Annotated in this window: 14 protein-coding genes and 3 pseudogenes; 8 read left to right on the plus strand and 9 right to left on the minus strand. The window is 66.3% G+C overall.

The genetic code is table 11. From position 1 onward, the window contains the following. Positions 1 to 5: 5 nt before the first annotated feature. Complete coding sequence (locus EOA79_RS21420) at positions 6 to 407, minus strand: low affinity iron permease family protein (protein ID WP_095801430.1); 402 nt, start codon at positions 405 to 407, stop codon at positions 6 to 8. A gap of 294 nt (positions 408 to 701) precedes the next feature. Here EOA79_RS21420 and EOA79_RS21425 point away from each other — a divergent pair, with 294 nt between their 5' ends. Both EOA79_RS21425 and EOA79_RS21430 read left to right on the plus strand, forming a co-directional pair. Continuing rightward, positions 702 to 893: a hypothetical protein gene (locus EOA79_RS21425; RefSeq protein WP_066999471.1), complete on the plus strand. Its 192-nt coding sequence runs from the start codon at positions 702 to 704 to the stop codon at positions 891 to 893. 103 nt (positions 894 to 996) lie between these two features. Continuing rightward, a complete protein-coding gene (locus EOA79_RS21430; protein WP_095824561.1) occupies positions 997 to 1,308 on the plus strand; it encodes a hypothetical protein in 312 nt (103 codons plus the stop codon). A 53-nt stretch (positions 1,309 to 1,361) separates the two neighbouring features. Here EOA79_RS21430 and EOA79_RS21435 read toward each other — a convergent pair whose 3' ends face one another. The 5 genes from EOA79_RS21435 to EOA79_RS21455 form a co-directional block, all read right to left on the minus strand. Continuing rightward, the gene (locus EOA79_RS21435; RefSeq protein WP_082953788.1) at positions 1,362 to 1,829 is read right to left on the minus strand and encodes a MaoC family dehydratase; all 468 of its coding nucleotides are present in this window, start codon (positions 1,827 to 1,829) and stop codon (positions 1,362 to 1,364) included. Next, positions 1,826 to 3,121 (minus strand): NAD(P)/FAD-dependent oxidoreductase, encoded by a 1,296-nt coding sequence (locus EOA79_RS21440; RefSeq protein ID WP_127335324.1) that lies wholly within the window; start codon positions 3,119 to 3,121, stop codon positions 1,826 to 1,828. The genes EOA79_RS21435 and EOA79_RS21440 overlap by 4 nt, the downstream gene beginning before the upstream one ends. A gap of 24 nt (positions 3,122 to 3,145) precedes the next feature. Continuing rightward, positions 3,146 to 4,372: an NAD(P)/FAD-dependent oxidoreductase gene (locus tag EOA79_RS21445; protein WP_095824558.1), complete on the minus strand. Its 1,227-nt coding sequence runs from the start codon at positions 4,370 to 4,372 to the stop codon at positions 3,146 to 3,148. Between the two features lie 167 nt (positions 4,373 to 4,539). Then, positions 4,540 to 5,118 (minus strand): OsmC family protein, encoded by a 579-nt coding sequence (locus EOA79_RS21450; RefSeq protein ID WP_095783432.1) that lies wholly within the window; start codon positions 5,116 to 5,118, stop codon positions 4,540 to 4,542. A 261-nt stretch (positions 5,119 to 5,379) separates the two neighbouring features. Continuing rightward, positions 5,380 to 5,616, minus strand: a complete 237-nt coding sequence (locus tag EOA79_RS21455; protein WP_164746786.1) for a DUF1127 domain-containing protein — start codon at positions 5,614 to 5,616, stop codon at positions 5,380 to 5,382. Between the two features lie 192 nt (positions 5,617 to 5,808). Between EOA79_RS21455 and EOA79_RS21460 the strand changes: the two genes are divergently transcribed. Both EOA79_RS21460 and EOA79_RS21465 read left to right on the plus strand, forming a co-directional pair. After that, positions 5,809 to 7,191, plus strand: a complete 1,383-nt coding sequence (locus tag EOA79_RS21460; protein ID WP_095824557.1) for a nodulation protein NfeD — start codon at positions 5,809 to 5,811, stop codon at positions 7,189 to 7,191. Continuing rightward, complete coding sequence (locus EOA79_RS21465; RefSeq protein WP_066999450.1) at positions 7,188 to 7,952, plus strand: slipin family protein; 765 nt, start codon at positions 7,188 to 7,190, stop codon at positions 7,950 to 7,952. The genes EOA79_RS21460 and EOA79_RS21465 overlap by 4 nt, the downstream gene beginning before the upstream one ends. A gap of 157 nt (positions 7,953 to 8,109) precedes the next feature. Here the strand turns inward: EOA79_RS21465 and EOA79_RS21470 are convergent. Beyond that, positions 8,110 to 9,693: pseudogene (locus EOA79_RS21470) on the minus strand (xanthine dehydrogenase family protein molybdopterin-binding subunit); the annotation flags it as partial. On the opposite strand from EOA79_RS21470, the pseudogene EOA79_RS21475 reads away from it, so the two are divergent. Both EOA79_RS21475 and EOA79_RS21480 read left to right on the plus strand, forming a co-directional pair. After that, a pseudogene (locus EOA79_RS21475) lies at positions 9,691 to 10,116 on the plus strand (xanthine dehydrogenase family protein subunit M); the annotation flags it as partial. The pseudogenes EOA79_RS21470 and EOA79_RS21475 overlap by 3 nt on opposite strands. Before the next feature lie 11 nt (positions 10,117 to 10,127). Further along, entirely contained in the window at positions 10,128 to 10,658 is a 531-nt protein-coding gene (locus EOA79_RS21480) for a hypothetical protein (RefSeq protein ID WP_245489907.1), read from the plus strand. Here the strand turns inward: EOA79_RS21480 and EOA79_RS21485 are convergent. Next, a pseudogene (locus EOA79_RS21485) lies at positions 10,597 to 10,752 on the minus strand (2Fe-2S iron-sulfur cluster-binding protein); the annotation flags it as partial. The gene EOA79_RS21480 and the pseudogene EOA79_RS21485 overlap by 62 nt on opposite strands. Before the next feature lie 461 nt (positions 10,753 to 11,213). Here EOA79_RS21485 and EOA79_RS21490 point away from each other — a divergent pair. Next, a complete protein-coding gene (locus tag EOA79_RS21490) occupies positions 11,214 to 11,840 on the plus strand; it encodes a TetR/AcrR family transcriptional regulator (protein WP_095824675.1) in 627 nt (208 codons plus the stop codon). A gap of 7 nt (positions 11,841 to 11,847) precedes the next feature. Here the strand turns inward: EOA79_RS21490 and EOA79_RS21495 are convergent, their stop codons facing one another. Further along, positions 11,848 to 12,741, minus strand: coding sequence for a LysR family transcriptional regulator (locus EOA79_RS21495; RefSeq protein WP_127335325.1), 894 nt, complete (start codon positions 12,739 to 12,741; stop codon positions 11,848 to 11,850). Positions 12,742 to 12,843: 102 nt separating this feature from the next. On the opposite strand from EOA79_RS21495, the gene ampC reads away from it, so the two are divergent. Next, positions 12,844 to 14,004, plus strand: coding sequence for a class C beta-lactamase (gene ampC, locus EOA79_RS21500; RefSeq protein WP_095824552.1), 1,161 nt, complete (start codon positions 12,844 to 12,846; stop codon positions 14,002 to 14,004). Positions 14,005 to 14,424 lie beyond the last annotated feature (420 nt).

Consider the following 14,424-nt stretch of genomic DNA (forward strand, 5'->3'; position numbering starts at 1 on the left):
GTGCTTCAGCTACCCCAACGCCCCCCGCCCGCTGCGGCACCGGCCTCATTCGTCTCGTTCTGCGATGCCGCCTCGGCCGAGCCGGCTTCCGCTTCGCGCTCCAGCTCGACCAGCTTCGACTTGATCTCTTGCGTGTCCGCATGCTCGAGCCCAACCACGTCATTGCGTGTCTGCCGCAGCGCGATCACGATCTCGTCGAGTTTGGCGTGGATGGCCGCCGTGTCCCGGTACCCCTGGATAAGCACGATCCCCGTGATGATGATGGCCGCTGCCGACAGCGCATAGGTCACCGTGTTGGTAAGTCCGAAGGGTACGAGCAAGGTGCACGCAACCATCGCGATAACCATCGCATAGAAGCCGGGCGGCCGGGACAGAAAATCGGCGAGGATGAAGAGGAGCCGATTCATGGGCGACGCTATGAAAGCAGGAACCCGGCTATCAGCACGGTGAGGACCATCGAGGCCGGCACGGCAAGCAGCCAGCGAGCCTCCAGGACACTGTTGGTCGGGTCTTCCATATTTATCCTCCCATCGGCGAATTGCTTCCCGGCAAACGGCGACCAAGAGCGTTCGTTCCACTCATCGGCCAACCGTCCGAAGCGCCGTCGGACTGAAGTCCGGAAAGCAAAGAAGAGGATCGACCGCCGCAACCTAAGTCATGCTTCCGCATTTCTGACGCGCCATTGCATCGGGAGGCGATATATGACCGACGGACTCGCGGACGATCTGGAAGACCAGCCCTATGAAACAGCGTCCTTCGCCAGCAAATACGGGCTCTCCGACAAGCTTGCCAAGGCCATGTTGATCGCGAACGGACCGTCGCGACGCGCCTGCGACGCCGCGGCGAGCACTTACCTCAGATATGTTGCGCTGCGGCGCGAACGCCCGAAATGACCTTCGCTGCGTTGCTGCCGGGCAGCCCGATCCAGGCCGGAACCAAACAGCCCGGCAGGGGTTTATCCGGCGAAGGGACGCTCCACCAGCCAGGAATATTGCAATGAAAACAGTGCTTCTCGCAGCGTTGGCGCTTTGTGTCGCGGCACCCGCCGTCGCATCCGCCGCCGAGGCCGATGTGGTCATCACGACGCATCACAGGCACCATTACCATCACCGTCCCGCCATCGTCATCAATGAGGAAGGCCACCGCCTTCATCACCGCGATCACGGCACCGTCGCATTCTATGACAACGGCCGCCGCGCCTGGCATCGCCATCACCGCTCGGACGCCGTCGTCGTCACGAGCTCAGTCGAGCGTCATCACCGCTACCACCATCGTCCGGTCACCGTCGAAAGCGACACCGACTATTGACGGCTATCGGCCCGGCTCGGGAACCGAAAGCCGGGCCGAACCGTTGCCGGCGATCATTTGTCCGCCTCGCCCCCGGCGAGCGGCACGGTGAACACCGTCGCGGTGCCGGTGAGACAAAGCTCGCCGGCCTCGTTGCGCACCGAGGTCTCCAATTTCGTGATCGGCTTGTCGGCGCGCACGTCCTTGACCTCGACGCGGCCGGTGATCAGTTCGCCGACACCGACCGCCTTGACGAATTTCCAGGAGACTTCGAGGAACACCGAGCCGGGCCCGGGAAGGTCCTCCGCGACCACCGCGTTCAGGATGCCGGAGGTGACGCCGCCCTGCACGATGAGCTTGCCGAACACCGAGGCCTCGGCCAACGCCTTGTCGTAATGCAGCGGATTGCGGTCGCCGGTCATCTCCGCGAAGGCGTCGATATCCTGCGGTTGCGTGCGCCGCGAACGCTCGGCGACGGCGCCGACCTGCGGCCGCCCCTTGATGACGCCTATCCACCCGTCCTTCATCAAATGTACGGTCATGGTCTTACTCCCGTTCGGTTGCGATAGAGGCTCGAGCCCGCCATTGCCTGCGGTTCGCCCTTGTTTGCCGGCTCTCGATAAGTCGCCAGCCCGCTCATGGCGGGCACGGCGCGGCGGACCGGGATCGCGTGTGCGGCGAGCGCCCGAACCTCGGCCTTCATCACCGCGCTGAAGCGGCGATGCCGCTCGCCGATATCGGCCAGCGACCAGTCGAAGCCGGCAATGGCGTCAGTGGTGTCGAGGATCTGATGGGCGAAGAGATCGCGCTCCTGCTGCCAGGTCGCGAAGGCTGCCTCCGATCCGTCCAGGATCGCCCGCGCCAAGCCCTCGGCATCGCGCAGCGCGTCGGCAATGCCGTGCGAGGTGAGCGGGTCGCGGAAGAAGCCGGCATCGCCGACCAGCGCCCAGCCTGGTCCGTGAGCGTGGCGGATGTAGCCCGGCACGCCGCGGAAAGCCTGCAGGCGGGCATCGTCGGGCGCCCGGCTCGCCTGTTCGGCCAGTGCCGGTGAAAGCGCCTCCAGCACCTCCATCCGGGCGCGGAAATGATCAAGGCGGAAGCGCTCGTCGAACAGCTTGGTCGGCACCGAAGCGACGATGCAGGTCAGCCCGCCATTGGTCGGAATGAGGGAGCCGGCGATGCCGTCGCGGAAATACCAGTGATAGCCGGCGCCGGGTTCGACCGGCGCGTAGCCATAGACATGGGCTGCCGAGACCGTGCCCCTTCTGAGCACTTGCGCGTCGCAGCATTTCGCCACCGTGGAGCCGATGCCGTCGCCGCCGATCACGATGTCGGCGCTTAAACGTAAGGCCGCGCGGCCGGCGCCGCGGATCTCGACGCCGCGCACGCGTCCGCGCGTGTCGGCAAAGAGGTCGCCGACCGCCACGTCGTGCAGGAACTCGGCGCCGGCCTTGCGCGCGGCATCGACGAGCATGCGGTCGAGCACGGTGCGCCTAGGCGCGATCAGCCCGGGAAGATCGGGCCCGGCATTGAGCGGAATGGTGATCTCCTCGTCGCCATAGTGGAACGTCGTTGTCTCGATCAGCGGCGTGCCGGCCCTGAGCAGCGGTTTGAGCAGGCCCCAGCGCGACAGCTGCAGCACGGCGGGCCGCATCAGCGCGTGCGTCGACAGCGTGTCTGAGCCGTAGGGCCGGCGCTCGATCGTCAGCACCGTCAGGCCGGCGCGGGCAAGCAGCAGCGCCGTCGAGGCGCCGGCGCAGCGCGCACCGACGATGATGGCGTCGTAATGGGCGCGCTTGGGCGTGGGCGGCAGGGAAATCGCGGTCGTTGGCATCTTCGGTGTCCTCACGGCGGCCTCTCAGGCGGCTTGGCGACCTTTGCGGTCGAGATAGCTGGAGACCTCGGCGGCGATCGCTTGCGCGTCGACGCCGGCGCCGCCGATGAAGTTGGAATCGCGCTTGCGCAGGAAGCGGAAGCCGAGCGCGTAGAGGCCGGGAACGCTGGTGATCCCGTCGCGGTGCGCCAGCTCGCCATCCGGCCCAACCGCCGACGGCTCCAGCCAGTCGAACGAGCGGGCATAGCCCGTCGCCCAGATCACCGTGCCGGTCGACCCCTCCGTCAGCGAAAGCCGCTGGCGGCGCGCAGAGGGCGTCGGCACCGGCTCGCGCCGGCCGGGCCGCGCGGCGCCGGCGAAGCGGTCGATCTCGGCAAGCAGCCGCCCCTGCTTCGCGTCCGCCGCCGCGATCTGCGCGGCAAGATCGTCGGCAAAGGCGATCTCGCGGTTGGCTATGCCGCGCACGCGGCCGGTGAGCTCGACGCCGAGGGCCTGCAGTGTGGCAAGGTCGACATTGGCCTTGTCCGGTCGTCCGGCGAGTTGCAGCGAGGGTTGCCGCCTGGCGCTCTCCGGATTGGCAAGTCCGTCGAGCGGCTGGGCCATCACGCCCATCTGACAGAGCCAGAAGAAGATGTCCTTGCCGCGCCACAGTCTCGGCAGGCGCGTATGCTTGCCGACGGACAGCATCACCCGCCGGCCGGCGCGCGCGAGCTCGTCGGCGATCTGCACGCCGGAAGATGAGGCGCCGACGATCAGCACCCCGCCGGGCGGCAGCTCGCCGGGAGAGCGATACTGCGAAGCGTGGATATTCAGCGGTCCGCCTCTGGTCTCGGACACAAAGGGCATCATCGGCCGATCGCAATGCCCCGTCGCCACCACTACGACCCTGGCCAACCAGTCGCCGGCGCCGGTGGCGAGCGCGAAGCCGCCGCCGGTCCGCCTGCAGGAGGTGACCTCGACCTTGCATTCCACCGGCACCTGCCAGCGGCTTGCATAGGTTTCGAGATCATGGACGAACACGTCCTTTGTCCTGAAGCCGTCGGGGTCCGGGCCGTCATAGGGCGAGCCGGGCAGGCCGTTCAGCCAGTTCGGCGTCAACAGCCTCAGCGATCGCCAGCTCTGCGTGCGCCAGCGCTCGCCGATGCGGCCGCGCTCCAGCACGACATGGTCGATTCCGGCGCGGCCAAGGCAATGGCTGAGCGCAAGCCCGGCCTGCCCGCCGCCGATGATGACGACGTCAGCATGTTTCATGGCTCTGTTCCGAGGCCCTGGGAGAGACGGTCCGGATTTCTCCGAACCGTCGCTTCAGCTAACGCATTTCGCCCAGAAGTGTGCAGCGGTTCTGGGACAACGACATGCGTCAAAACAAAGAACTAAGGCGCGTCGCCTGAACCGTTTTCAGGACGACGCGCTTTAGATCACTGGATGGTCTTGATGCCGACCGTGACCGGCACGCCGTTGGTCAGCACGTCGAACACGGCCGAGCGTGCGCGGGCCTGCTCGACCAGCTGCTCAAGCTTCTCGGCCGGCGCGTCGCCCTCGACCTCGAACGACACCTGGATGTTCTGGAAGCCGTTGCGTACCTCGTCCGAGATGCCGAGGATGCCGCGCAGGTCGATGTCGCCGTCGACCGAGCACTTCACGCTGGTGAGCTTGATGCCGCGCGCGGCGGCGATGTTGGCGAGCCCCGCCATCAGGCAGCTCGCCAGCCCATGCAGCAGCCACTCGACAGGGGTCGGGGCGTTGTCGGCGCCGCACAGGATCGCCGGATGGTCGCTGTCGGCATAGAAGGGCTTCTCGTGCTTCTGCTCCTGGCCGGCACCGTGGAAGCCATGCATGACGCTCTTGCTGTGGGTGCCTTCGATCCATTCGTTGTGGGCGCGGAACTGGAACTTCGCCAGCTCCGGCTGACCGGCGACGAAATTGATGGTCGCCAGGAGGTTCGGTGTGTCGACGCCGTTGAGCGGAACGCGGGCAGGTTTGGTGCTGGGTTGCATGTGACTACTCCGAAGGTTGCTTTGCGGCTTGGTTGCCGTGACGGCTTCCTTTCTGACGCCGATGCGTTTGAACGAGAGTGGATGGCAGCGTGGAATTTCTGATACGCCCACCGTGGAAATTGCATCGCCCGTTTCATTTGGGCGGACAGCCCGCGACCGGTTCCAATGCCGGCAGTGCCTCGCGTCGGAACGCGAAAACCCCGGCGAGCCGGGGTTTTCACCAGCCGTCCGGCCGGCCGCCGATGCAGTCGTTCATCCGCTTCAGGCATCCGTCCTGCCGGCTGCGGCGAGCGCGGCGCGCGTGGACGTGTAGTGCTCGATCTGCGAGCGGCTGATGCCCATGTCTTTGAGCAAATAGTCTGGCATGGCGCGCAGCGCGGCGCGATCGCTGCGCATCCGCATGGCGTGATAGGCCAGCCGCAATCCGCGGCGGGCAGAGCCGAACAGGTTGAAGCCCGTGCGGTCGGTTTCGTACTGCAAACGATCCATCGTCGTCATTGTCGTCTCCATTGTTGCGAGCGCGTTCATTCGCGCCGTCGATGGGGACAATGACGTACGGGCGAGGGAGCCAGCGTTGGAGGCGACGTCGAAATTGCCGTGGAATCGTGAGGAGGGAGATTACCCGCTCCGCTGCCCTCATTGGACTTGCCCCGGCACAACCCCATATTGAATCCCAAGGAGCTTTGAGGCGTGAAACTCGCGCGGGTGGCCCTTCTGGCAGCGGCTTTCATGGCCGCCGCGGCGGTTTTCCCCTTCTCCTCGGCCGAAACGGCGGGGGAGAGGATGGCCTTGAGCATCGCGATTGACGGCGCCATCGGTCCGGCGAGTTCGCGCCAGCTCAAGGAAGCGCTCAAGACCGCGGCCGAGCGCAACGCCGGGGCTCTCATCCTTCAGCTCGACACGCCCGGCGGCCTCGTCACCTCGATGCGCGAGATGATCGCCGATATCCTGGCGTCCCCCGTTCCCGTCATCGGCTATGTCGCGCCCGCCGGCGGTCATGCGGCGAGCGCCGGAACCTATATCCTTTACTCGACCCATGTCGCGGCGATGGCGCCCGGCACCAATCTGGGCGCCGCGACTCCGGTCGAGATCGGCGGGCTGCCCTCGCTTCCCGGCGGTGAGAAGGACGACAAGGACACCGGGAAGCCAGCCGGGGACCCGATGACGGCCAAGGCGACCAACGACGCGGTGGCGCTAATCCGCTCCCTCGCCGAACTGCGCGGGCGCAATGGCGACTGGGGCGAGAAGGCGGTTCGCGAGGCGGCGAGCCTCTCGGCAGGTGCGGCGCTGCAGCAACATGTCATCGACTTCGTCGCCCGTGACACGGCGGAGCTGCTGCAGCTCGCCGACGGCCGCACCGTCGACGTGGCCGGCAAGAAAGAGGTGCTGGCGACGAAGGGCCTGGCCGTCGAGGTCCTGGATCCCGGCTGGTTCATCCGGCTTCTCGCGGTCATCACCGATCCGAACGTTGCCGTCCTCCTGATGCTGATCGGCTTCTACGGCATCGTCTTCGAGGTCACGAGCCCAGGTGCGGTGGCGCCTGGCGTCATTGGCGCCATCTGCCTCGTACTCGGCCTCTACGCGCTCGATCTCTTGCCGATCAACTATACCGGTCTCGCCCTGATGCTGCTCGGCGTCGCCTTCCTCATCGTCGAGGCATTCAGCCCGACAGTGGTGCTGGGTGTCGGCGGCGCGGCCGCGTTCCTGCTCGGCGCGGCCATGCTGCTCAAGGTCGAGGGGCCGGGCTTCGCCATATCGTGGGCGGTCATCGGCCCCGCCGCGGCGCTGACGCTGGGCCTCGCGCTGCTGGCCGGCAGCTACCTCTGGGCGGCGCGCCGCAATCCGCCGCGCGTCGGCGGCGGGGCCATGCACGGTCTTTCCGTGGACGTTCTCGACTGGGAAGGCGGAGAAGGTCATGTGCTGGCGCTCGGCGAGCGCTGGCGCGCCAAGGCCGAGGAGCCGATCGCGCCCGGAGATCGTGCTGAGGTGACCGCCGTCAGCGATCTCGTGCTGACGGTGCGGAGGCGTGGTGCCGGTCACAACGGAGCGGGAAACGACGGAGCAAAACAATGACGCTCGGCTATGTCGCCTATCTGATCCTCGCGCTGCTGGTGATCATGTTCCTGTCGGCGGCGATCCGCATCCTGAGGGAATATGAGCGCGGCGTGGTCTTCACGCTCGGCCGCTTCACCGGGGTCAAGGGGCCCGGCCTCATCCTGCTCGTTCCCTTCATCCAGCAGATGGTGCGCGTGGACCTGCGCGTTGTGGTGCAGGACGTGCCGCCGCAGGACGTCATCTCGCGCGACAATGTCTCGGTCAAGGTCAACGCGGTGCTCTATTTCCGCATCGTCGACGCCGAGCGGGCGATCATCCAGGTCGAGGATTTCATGACCGCCACCAACCAGCTGGCGCAGACCACGCTGCGTTCGGTGCTCGGCAAGCACGAGCTGGACGAGATGCTGGCCGAGCGCGACAAGCTCAACAGCGACATCCAGGACATCCTCGACCAGCGCACCGACGCCTGGGGCATCAAGGTCTCCAATGTCGAGATCAAGCATGTCGACCTGAATGAGAGCATGGTCCGGGCCATCGCCAAGCAGGCAGAGGCCGAGCGGCTGCGGCGCGCCAAGGTCATCAACGCCGACGGCGAGCAGCAGGCGGCGGCCAAGCTGGTCGAGGCCGGCCGCATGCTGGCGGCCGAACCGCAGGCCATGCAGCTGCGCTATTTCGAGGCCCTGCACGACATCGCCGGCGAGCGCTCATCGACCGTGGTCTTCCCGCTGCCGGTGGATCTGCTCAGCCAGTTTTTGAAGGGCCAGAGCCAGGGCAGGTGATCTCCCCCCTCGAGGGGGAGATGCCCGGCAGGGCAGAGGGGGTCGGTCCGACTGGACTCAGCCTATTGCGACGGTTGTAGGTTGGCGCCCCACGCGCGGCGACCCCTCTGTCGCCTTCGGCGACATCTCCCCCTCGAGGGGGGAGACAAGGCCGGCGCTAAATCAACTTCTCCAGCGTAATCGGCAGGTCCCGCACCCGCTTCCCCGTCGCGTGGAACACCGCGTTGGCAATCGCCGGCGCGACGCCGACGATGCCGAGCTCGCCGACGCCCTTGCCGCCCAGCGCCGAGGAATGCGGGTCGGGGATGCCGACCGAGATCGTCTGGATATCCGGGATGTCGGCATTGGTCGGCAGCATGTAGTCGGCGAGATTGCCGTTGACGATGCGGCCATGGCGGCGGTCGACGATGCCTTCTTCCAGCAGCGCCTGGCCGATACCCATGATGATGCCGCCCTTCCACTGGCTCTCCGCCAGCTTGGGGTTGTAGAGCCGGCCGGAGTCCAGCGCCGACACGACGCGCGACACGCGCACCGTGCCAAAATCCTCGTCGACGCGCACCTCGACGAAATGCGCGCACCAGGAGTGGCGGGAATAATCGCCCTCGGTGTGCGGCAGCGCCATGGCGATGGTGGTGTAGTTGTCATAGCGCTGCTCCGGCGTGAAACTGGCCGGGACAGTGTCGCCCTTGGCCTCGATCTTTTCGCGACCGAGGGCGCGCATCAACTCGGCGATCGAGAACTCCGGGCCGTCACCGCGCGGCGAGGCGATGCGGCCACCCTTCACTTGCAGCGTGTTCGCCTGCAGCCCATGGAAGGGCGAGCGCGGATCGGAGAGCGCCAGCCCGATCAGCTCGTCCAGCGCCTGGCCCGCCGCCTTGTAGACGGCGCCGGTCATGACCCCGGCAAGCCGCGAGCCGCCGGTGACGCCGGCGCGGGCGAAATGGGAATCCCCCAGCCTCACCGACACCTTCTCCACCGGCACGCCAAGCGTCTCGGCCGCGGTCTGCGCCAGGATCGTGTAGGTGCCCTGGCCCATGTCGATGGAGGAGCTCTCGACCTCGACCGAGCCGTCGGCCAGGAGCTTCACCACGGCCTCGCCATAGGCGCGCCGAACCGGATAGGTGCCGGCCGCGACGCCCCAACCGATGAGCTGGTGGCCGTCACGCATCGAGCGCGGCTCGCGCGAACGCTTCGCCCAGCCGAAGGCTTCCGCGCCGGCGGCAAAGGCCTCCCGCAACTGCCTTGTCGACCACGCCTTCTTTGCGTGGGGATCCTGCTCGGCATAATTGATCAGCCGCATCTCCAGCGGGTCGATACCGAGCTCTTGGGCGAGCTCGTCGATGGCGCATTCGATACCGAAGGCGCTCGGGTTCTCGCCCGGCGCGCGCTTCGCCCCCGGCACCACCGTGTTCACCCTGACCACATTCTGTTTCGAGGAGAAATTGGGCGTCGCATACATGATCGAGGTGACGGAGCCGAGCGGCTCGACCCACATGCCGTCGACCGCCGTCTCGTTGACGCCGCGATGCACGATCGACTGTATGCGGCCCGCCTTGTCGGCGCCGATCGCAACCGTCTGGCGCGTCGCGGCGCGGCCGCCATAGGAGGTGAAATTCTGCGGCCGGTTGAGCACCAGCTTCACCGGGCGTCCGAGCATCTTCGCCGCTGCCGCCGCCACCGCGCTGTGCGCGAGCGCCAGCGCCTTGGAGCCGAAGCCGCCGCCGATATAGGGCGAGACGAGGACTTTTTCCTCGCCCCTGGCGCCACGGCCGAACGCGAGCACGACATCCGCCCCGGCGAACTGATCACGGCCATCGAGATCCCGGGCTCGGCCGCGGCCCGGCGCTCGACCTATCTCAAGGTCCGCGACCGCCAGTCCTATGAGTTCGCGGCGGCGAGCGCTGCCGTCGGACTGGAGCTCGAGGGCGACGGCCGCACCATACGCGACATCCGCGTCGCGGTCGGCGGCGTCGCGACGAAACCGTGGCGGGCGCGCGCCGTCGAAGAGGCGCTGAAGGGCAAGCCGCTCGACGAAGCGTCCGTTCGCAAGGCGAGCGAGCTCGTCATGGAGGGCGCCGTCGACCACGGCGCCAACCACTACAAGATCGCATTGGCGCCCCGCGTGATCGCGCGCGCCATCCTGAAATTGGGAGAAACGGCATGACCGTTCATGACATGAAACACGCAGGCTCCGACAGCGCGCGCCTCGAAGCGGTGGGCGGGCGCCTGTCGCGCGTCGACGGCCCGGCCAAGATCACCGGCGCCGCGCGTTACGCGTTCGAACAGCACCTCGAAGGCCTGACCCATGCGGTACTGGTCGGCGCGACGATTGCCGCCGGCAAGGTCACCGGCATCGACACGCGCGCGGCGGAAACCGCGCCAGGCGTGCTCGCGGTGCTGACGCCCGACACCATCATGGACCTGAATTCGGCATCGGACTGGTTCGGCAGACAGCCGTCCGAAGAAACCTATTGCCCGCTCGTCCGCGAGGTCACCTTTTCCGGCCAGCACATTGCTGCCGTCGTGGCCGAGACCTTCGAGCAGGCCGTCGCCGCCGCGGCGCTGGTCAAGGTCAGCTATGACGAGACGCCGGCAGTCGTCGACCTGAGCGACGGCAGCGACGGTATTCCGGTCGACGCCATGCGTCGACATGAACGGTGCAGGCGCCGCACTGGCCCTGGTCGCAGCCCTTCTTGGTGCCGGTGAGGTGGAGCCGCTCGCGCAACGCGTCGAGCAGGGTAACCCGCGGCTCGATATCGAGCGCGTGGTCACGGCCGTTGATGGTGAGGTGGATGGACAAGGTGGTGGGGCTTGCGCCATTGCTGGCCTGGCCGTTCCTGAAATGGCCGTCTTCGGGAGGATCGATGATTGTCTGGCTGGTCATGAGGCGTCGGGCTCCGATTGCTGGACGCTAGGGGGAGGGAAATGGGGCTTGGGAGGAGAGGGGCAAGGCGTCGAAGCAGCTAATCTCCCCCCTTGCGGGGGAGATGCCCGGCAGGGCAGAGGGGGTCGTCTCACGTAGAGCGCCAACGCCCTCGCGCGTCGCGCGCCAGCAAGGCGTTTCACGCGCGGCGACCCCTTCTGTCGCCTTCGGCGACATCTCCCCCTCGAGGGGGAAGATTAGGCGCTTACCCCGTGACATATCGCTTCCCCTGATTATATGATAAGACAACTCCACTAAAACGGAGGCGCCTCCGTTTATTTACGTGGGGGGCTGACCCGGATGGGTTCAAGCCCCATATTGCGACAGTGGAGAAAAAACTGACTGAACAGCCCTCGGAGCCTGCCGAAAAGCCTGAAACGCCGGCGCCAAAGCCGCTGCGCGCCGATGCGCAGCGCAACCGCGACAAGCTTGTCGAGGCGGCGACGCAGGCGTTTGCCGCCGAGGGTGTCGATGCCTCGCTGGAGGAGATCGCCAAGCGGGCAGGAGTCGGCATCGGCACGCTCTACCGGCATTTCCCGACGCGCGAGCATCTGGTCGAGGTGGTCTACCGCCGCGAGGTGGAAGCGCTCTGCCATGCGGCCGAGGAACTTGCCGGCGCTCATCCGGCCGATGTGGCGCTGGAACTCTGGATGCAGCGCTTCGTCGACTATATCGCCACCAAGCGCGGTCTGGCGACAAGCCTGCGGCTGTTGCTCACCACCAACTCGACGCTGTTCTCCGATACCTCAGGCCGCGTATCCGGCGCGCTGAAGGGGCTGGTCGAACAGGCCGCAGCTGCGGGGAAGATCCGCGCCGACGTCGATGCGTCGGACGTGCTGCATGCGCTGGGCGGCATCTACTCCGCCCCCAACACGCCCGACTGGCGGGACCGCTCGGGGCGGCTGGTGAAGCTCTTGATGGATGGGCTGAGGTTCGGGGCATCGGAGGCGGCGAAAGCCGGCTGAAGCACCGCTAGCTGGGCGCGCTTCGTCTGTCCGGTTCCAAGCTGGTGATCCAGTCCGCAAAGGCCGACATCGCGGCGGTCGGTTCCCTGGACTTCAACTTGGTCAGCCAATAGCTGCCGAGCGATATGGAGGCGTGGAAAGGGCGCCTTATCGACCCCTTGCTCAGTTGTCGCGAAAACATCAGCGCCGGAGCCAGCGCAACGCCTGCCCCTTGTTCGGCGGCTTCCATCATCGCCAGTGAAGAATCGAAGACGATCGCGCTCGCGAAGTTCGCAGGCGCTTCCATGCCGGCGGCCTCGAACCAGCGGCTCCATTCGTCCTGACGGTAGCTGCGCAGCAAGGTAAGCGCGCCGAGGTCCTGCGGCGCGTGAAGCGTCGCCGCCAGTTCCGGCGTGCAAAGCGGCGTCAGAGGTGCTTCGAAAAGTTCCGTCGCATCAAGTCCATTCCAGGCGCCGTTGCCGAAGCGGATCGAAAAATCCAATCCCTCGGCCGCCAGGTCGACGCGGTTGTTGTTGGTGGACAGGCGCAGCTCGACGAACGGATGGGTGCGCCGGAAGTCTTCCAGTCTCGGAAGCAGCCAGCCGACGGCGAAGGTTCCGACGGCGCCGACGACGAGCGGTTCGCGCAGTTTTCCAGATCCGACCCGCTCCAGCGATCGCGCCAGGCGGTCGAAGGCGTCGCCGACGATCGGCAGCAGAGCCTCGCCTTCCGCCGTGATCTTGAGGCCGCGAGGCAACCTGCGAAACAGCTGCACGCCGAGCCGCTGTTCGAGCGATCGAACCTGCTGGCTAACGGCGGCCTGCGTCACCGCCAGTTCGATGCCGGCACGTGTGAAGCTGAGATGCCTGGCCGACGCCTCGAAGGCCCGCAATGCATTGAGCGGCAGGTAAGGTCGAACCATCGATGCCCAAGATTATCTTATAGCTGTTGCGATTTATCATCGTTTGTAGCCGGTTCGAAGGGGTCATAAACCCGCAATCGTCCGACCCAGAGGGAGCAGATCATGTGCAGCCGGCTTCGCTTCACCATCGCTGCCGTCGTCCTCGCCTGCGCCCCGGGCAGTCTGTCGGGCGCTCGCGCCGCCGATCAGGACGCCAAGATAAGGCAGCTCGTCGATGAGGCGGTGAAGCCGGTGATCGCCCAGTACGGCATTCCGGGGATGGCCGTCGCCGTGTCCGTGAACGGCGAGCGCTTCTTCATCGACTATGGCGTGGCCGAAAAGGACACCCGGGCCGCCGTCACGCGCGATACATTGTTCGAGCTCGGCTCGATCAGCAAAACCTTCACCGCGACGCTCGCGGCCTATGCCGAGGTCGAGGGCAAGCTGGCGCTTGGCGACAAGGTCGGCAAGCACATGCCCGAGCTTCAAGGCAGCGCGCTGGGCGATGTCAGGCTGCTCGACCTCGCCACGCACACGGCCGGCGGTTTCCCGCTGCAGCTGCCCGATACGGTGAAGACGCAAAAACAGCTCATCGCCTATTATCGCCAATGGAAGCCGCAATTCGCGGCCGCCACCACCCGCACCTACGCCAACCCGAGCATCGGCCTGCTCGGGATGGCCACCGCCAAGGCGATGGGCGCGAGCTTTCCGGCGCTGATGGAAAAACGGCTGTTGCCGGAACTCGGCTTGCGGCGAACTTACGTCAACGTCCCGGCCGCACAGATGAAATCCTACGCCTGGGGCTACAACCGCAACGACAAGCCTGTCCGCGTCACCCCGGCATTGCTCGCCGAAGAGGCCTACGGGATCAAGTCGAACGCAGTCGACATGATCCGCTTCATCGAGGCCAACATGGGCGTCGGCAAGGTGCCGGACGATGTCGCACGCGCGCTCGAAGCCACCCACACCGGTTATTTCCGCGCTGGCGAACTCATCCAGGATCTGATCTGGGAGCAGTATCCCTATCCGGTCGACCTGGCGAAGATCGTCGCCGGGAATGCGCCCAGTATGCTTCAGCCGATCCCTGCAACTGCGATCGAGCCGCCGATGGCGCCACGCGCCGACGTGGTGCTCAACAAGACCGGCTCGACGAACGGCTTCGGCGCCTATGTCGCCTATGTCCCGTCGAGGAAGATCGGCATCGTCATGCTGGCGAACAAGGCTTACCCGAATGAGGCGCGAGTCAGGGCGGCCTACCAGGTGCTGTCGCGGCTCACCGACTAGCCGCGCGTCCGATCGCTTCGGCGCTCCTTGGCCAATGCACTTTTCACCGACGCTCCGCCTGCGCCCCAAAAAACCTGCCCAAAATGGAGAAACAGATGACCTCGATCACCCGGCGTTCAGCGCTTGCCGGCGCATTTGCATCCTTGCCGATCGTGCGTATGGCCCGCATCATCGTCGAGACGTTCGCAGGATAGTGCGGCCTGGGCGGCGCCGACGGCCGAACGGGGTCAAACCCGGCGACGGCGGCGTTTATGTTTTGAGGCGTTGAAACTGCCAATCTCCCCCCTTGCGGGGGAGATGCCCGGCAGGGCAGAGGGGGGTGCTGTCCCGCCAGCCTGTCAATTCTTGGCAGTCCCACATTCATCCTGTCGGTGAACCGATCCGGCCAACGGTAGCGTTCCTTCGCACCCCCCTCTGGCC

Origin of the sequence: Mesorhizobium sp. M1A.F.Ca.IN.020.03.2.1, assembly GCF_004023205.1 — a bacterium.
Taxonomy (GTDB): domain Bacteria; phylum Pseudomonadota; class Alphaproteobacteria; order Rhizobiales; family Rhizobiaceae; genus Mesorhizobium.

Excerpts from the sequence above, each read along its gene's own strand:
- EOA79_RS21455 (WP_164746786.1), bottom strand. The coding sequence starts at position 5,616 with ATGACGACGATGGATCGTTTGCAGTACGAAACCGACCGCACGGGCTTC.
- EOA79_RS21440 (WP_127335324.1), bottom strand. The coding sequence starts at position 3,121 with ATGCCAACGACCGCGATTTCCCTGCCGCCCACGCCCAAGCGCGCCCAT.
- EOA79_RS21495 (WP_127335325.1), bottom strand. The coding sequence starts at position 12,741 with ATGGTTCGACCTTACCTGCCGCTCAATGCATTGCGGGCCTTCGAGGCG.
- ampC (WP_095824552.1), top strand. The coding sequence starts at position 12,844 with ATGTGCAGCCGGCTTCGCTTCACCATCGCTGCCGTCGTCCTCGCCTGC.
- EOA79_RS21465 (WP_066999450.1), top strand. The coding sequence starts at position 7,188 with ATGACGCTCGGCTATGTCGCCTATCTGATCCTCGCGCTGCTGGTGATC.
- EOA79_RS21430 (WP_095824561.1), top strand. The coding sequence starts at position 997 with ATGAAAACAGTGCTTCTCGCAGCGTTGGCGCTTTGTGTCGCGGCACCC.
- EOA79_RS21420 (WP_095801430.1), bottom strand. The coding sequence starts at position 407 with ATGAATCGGCTCCTCTTCATCCTCGCCGATTTTCTGTCCCGGCCGCCC.
- EOA79_RS21425 (WP_066999471.1), top strand. The coding sequence starts at position 702 with ATGACCGACGGACTCGCGGACGATCTGGAAGACCAGCCCTATGAAACA.
- EOA79_RS21480 (WP_245489907.1), top strand. The coding sequence starts at position 10,128 with ATGAAACACGCAGGCTCCGACAGCGCGCGCCTCGAAGCGGTGGGCGGG.
- EOA79_RS21445 (WP_095824558.1), bottom strand. The coding sequence starts at position 4,372 with ATGAAACATGCTGACGTCGTCATCATCGGCGGCGGGCAGGCCGGGCTT.
- EOA79_RS21450 (WP_095783432.1), bottom strand. The coding sequence starts at position 5,118 with ATGCAACCCAGCACCAAACCTGCCCGCGTTCCGCTCAACGGCGTCGAC.
- EOA79_RS21435 (WP_082953788.1), bottom strand. The coding sequence starts at position 1,829 with ATGACCGTACATTTGATGAAGGACGGGTGGATAGGCGTCATCAAGGGG.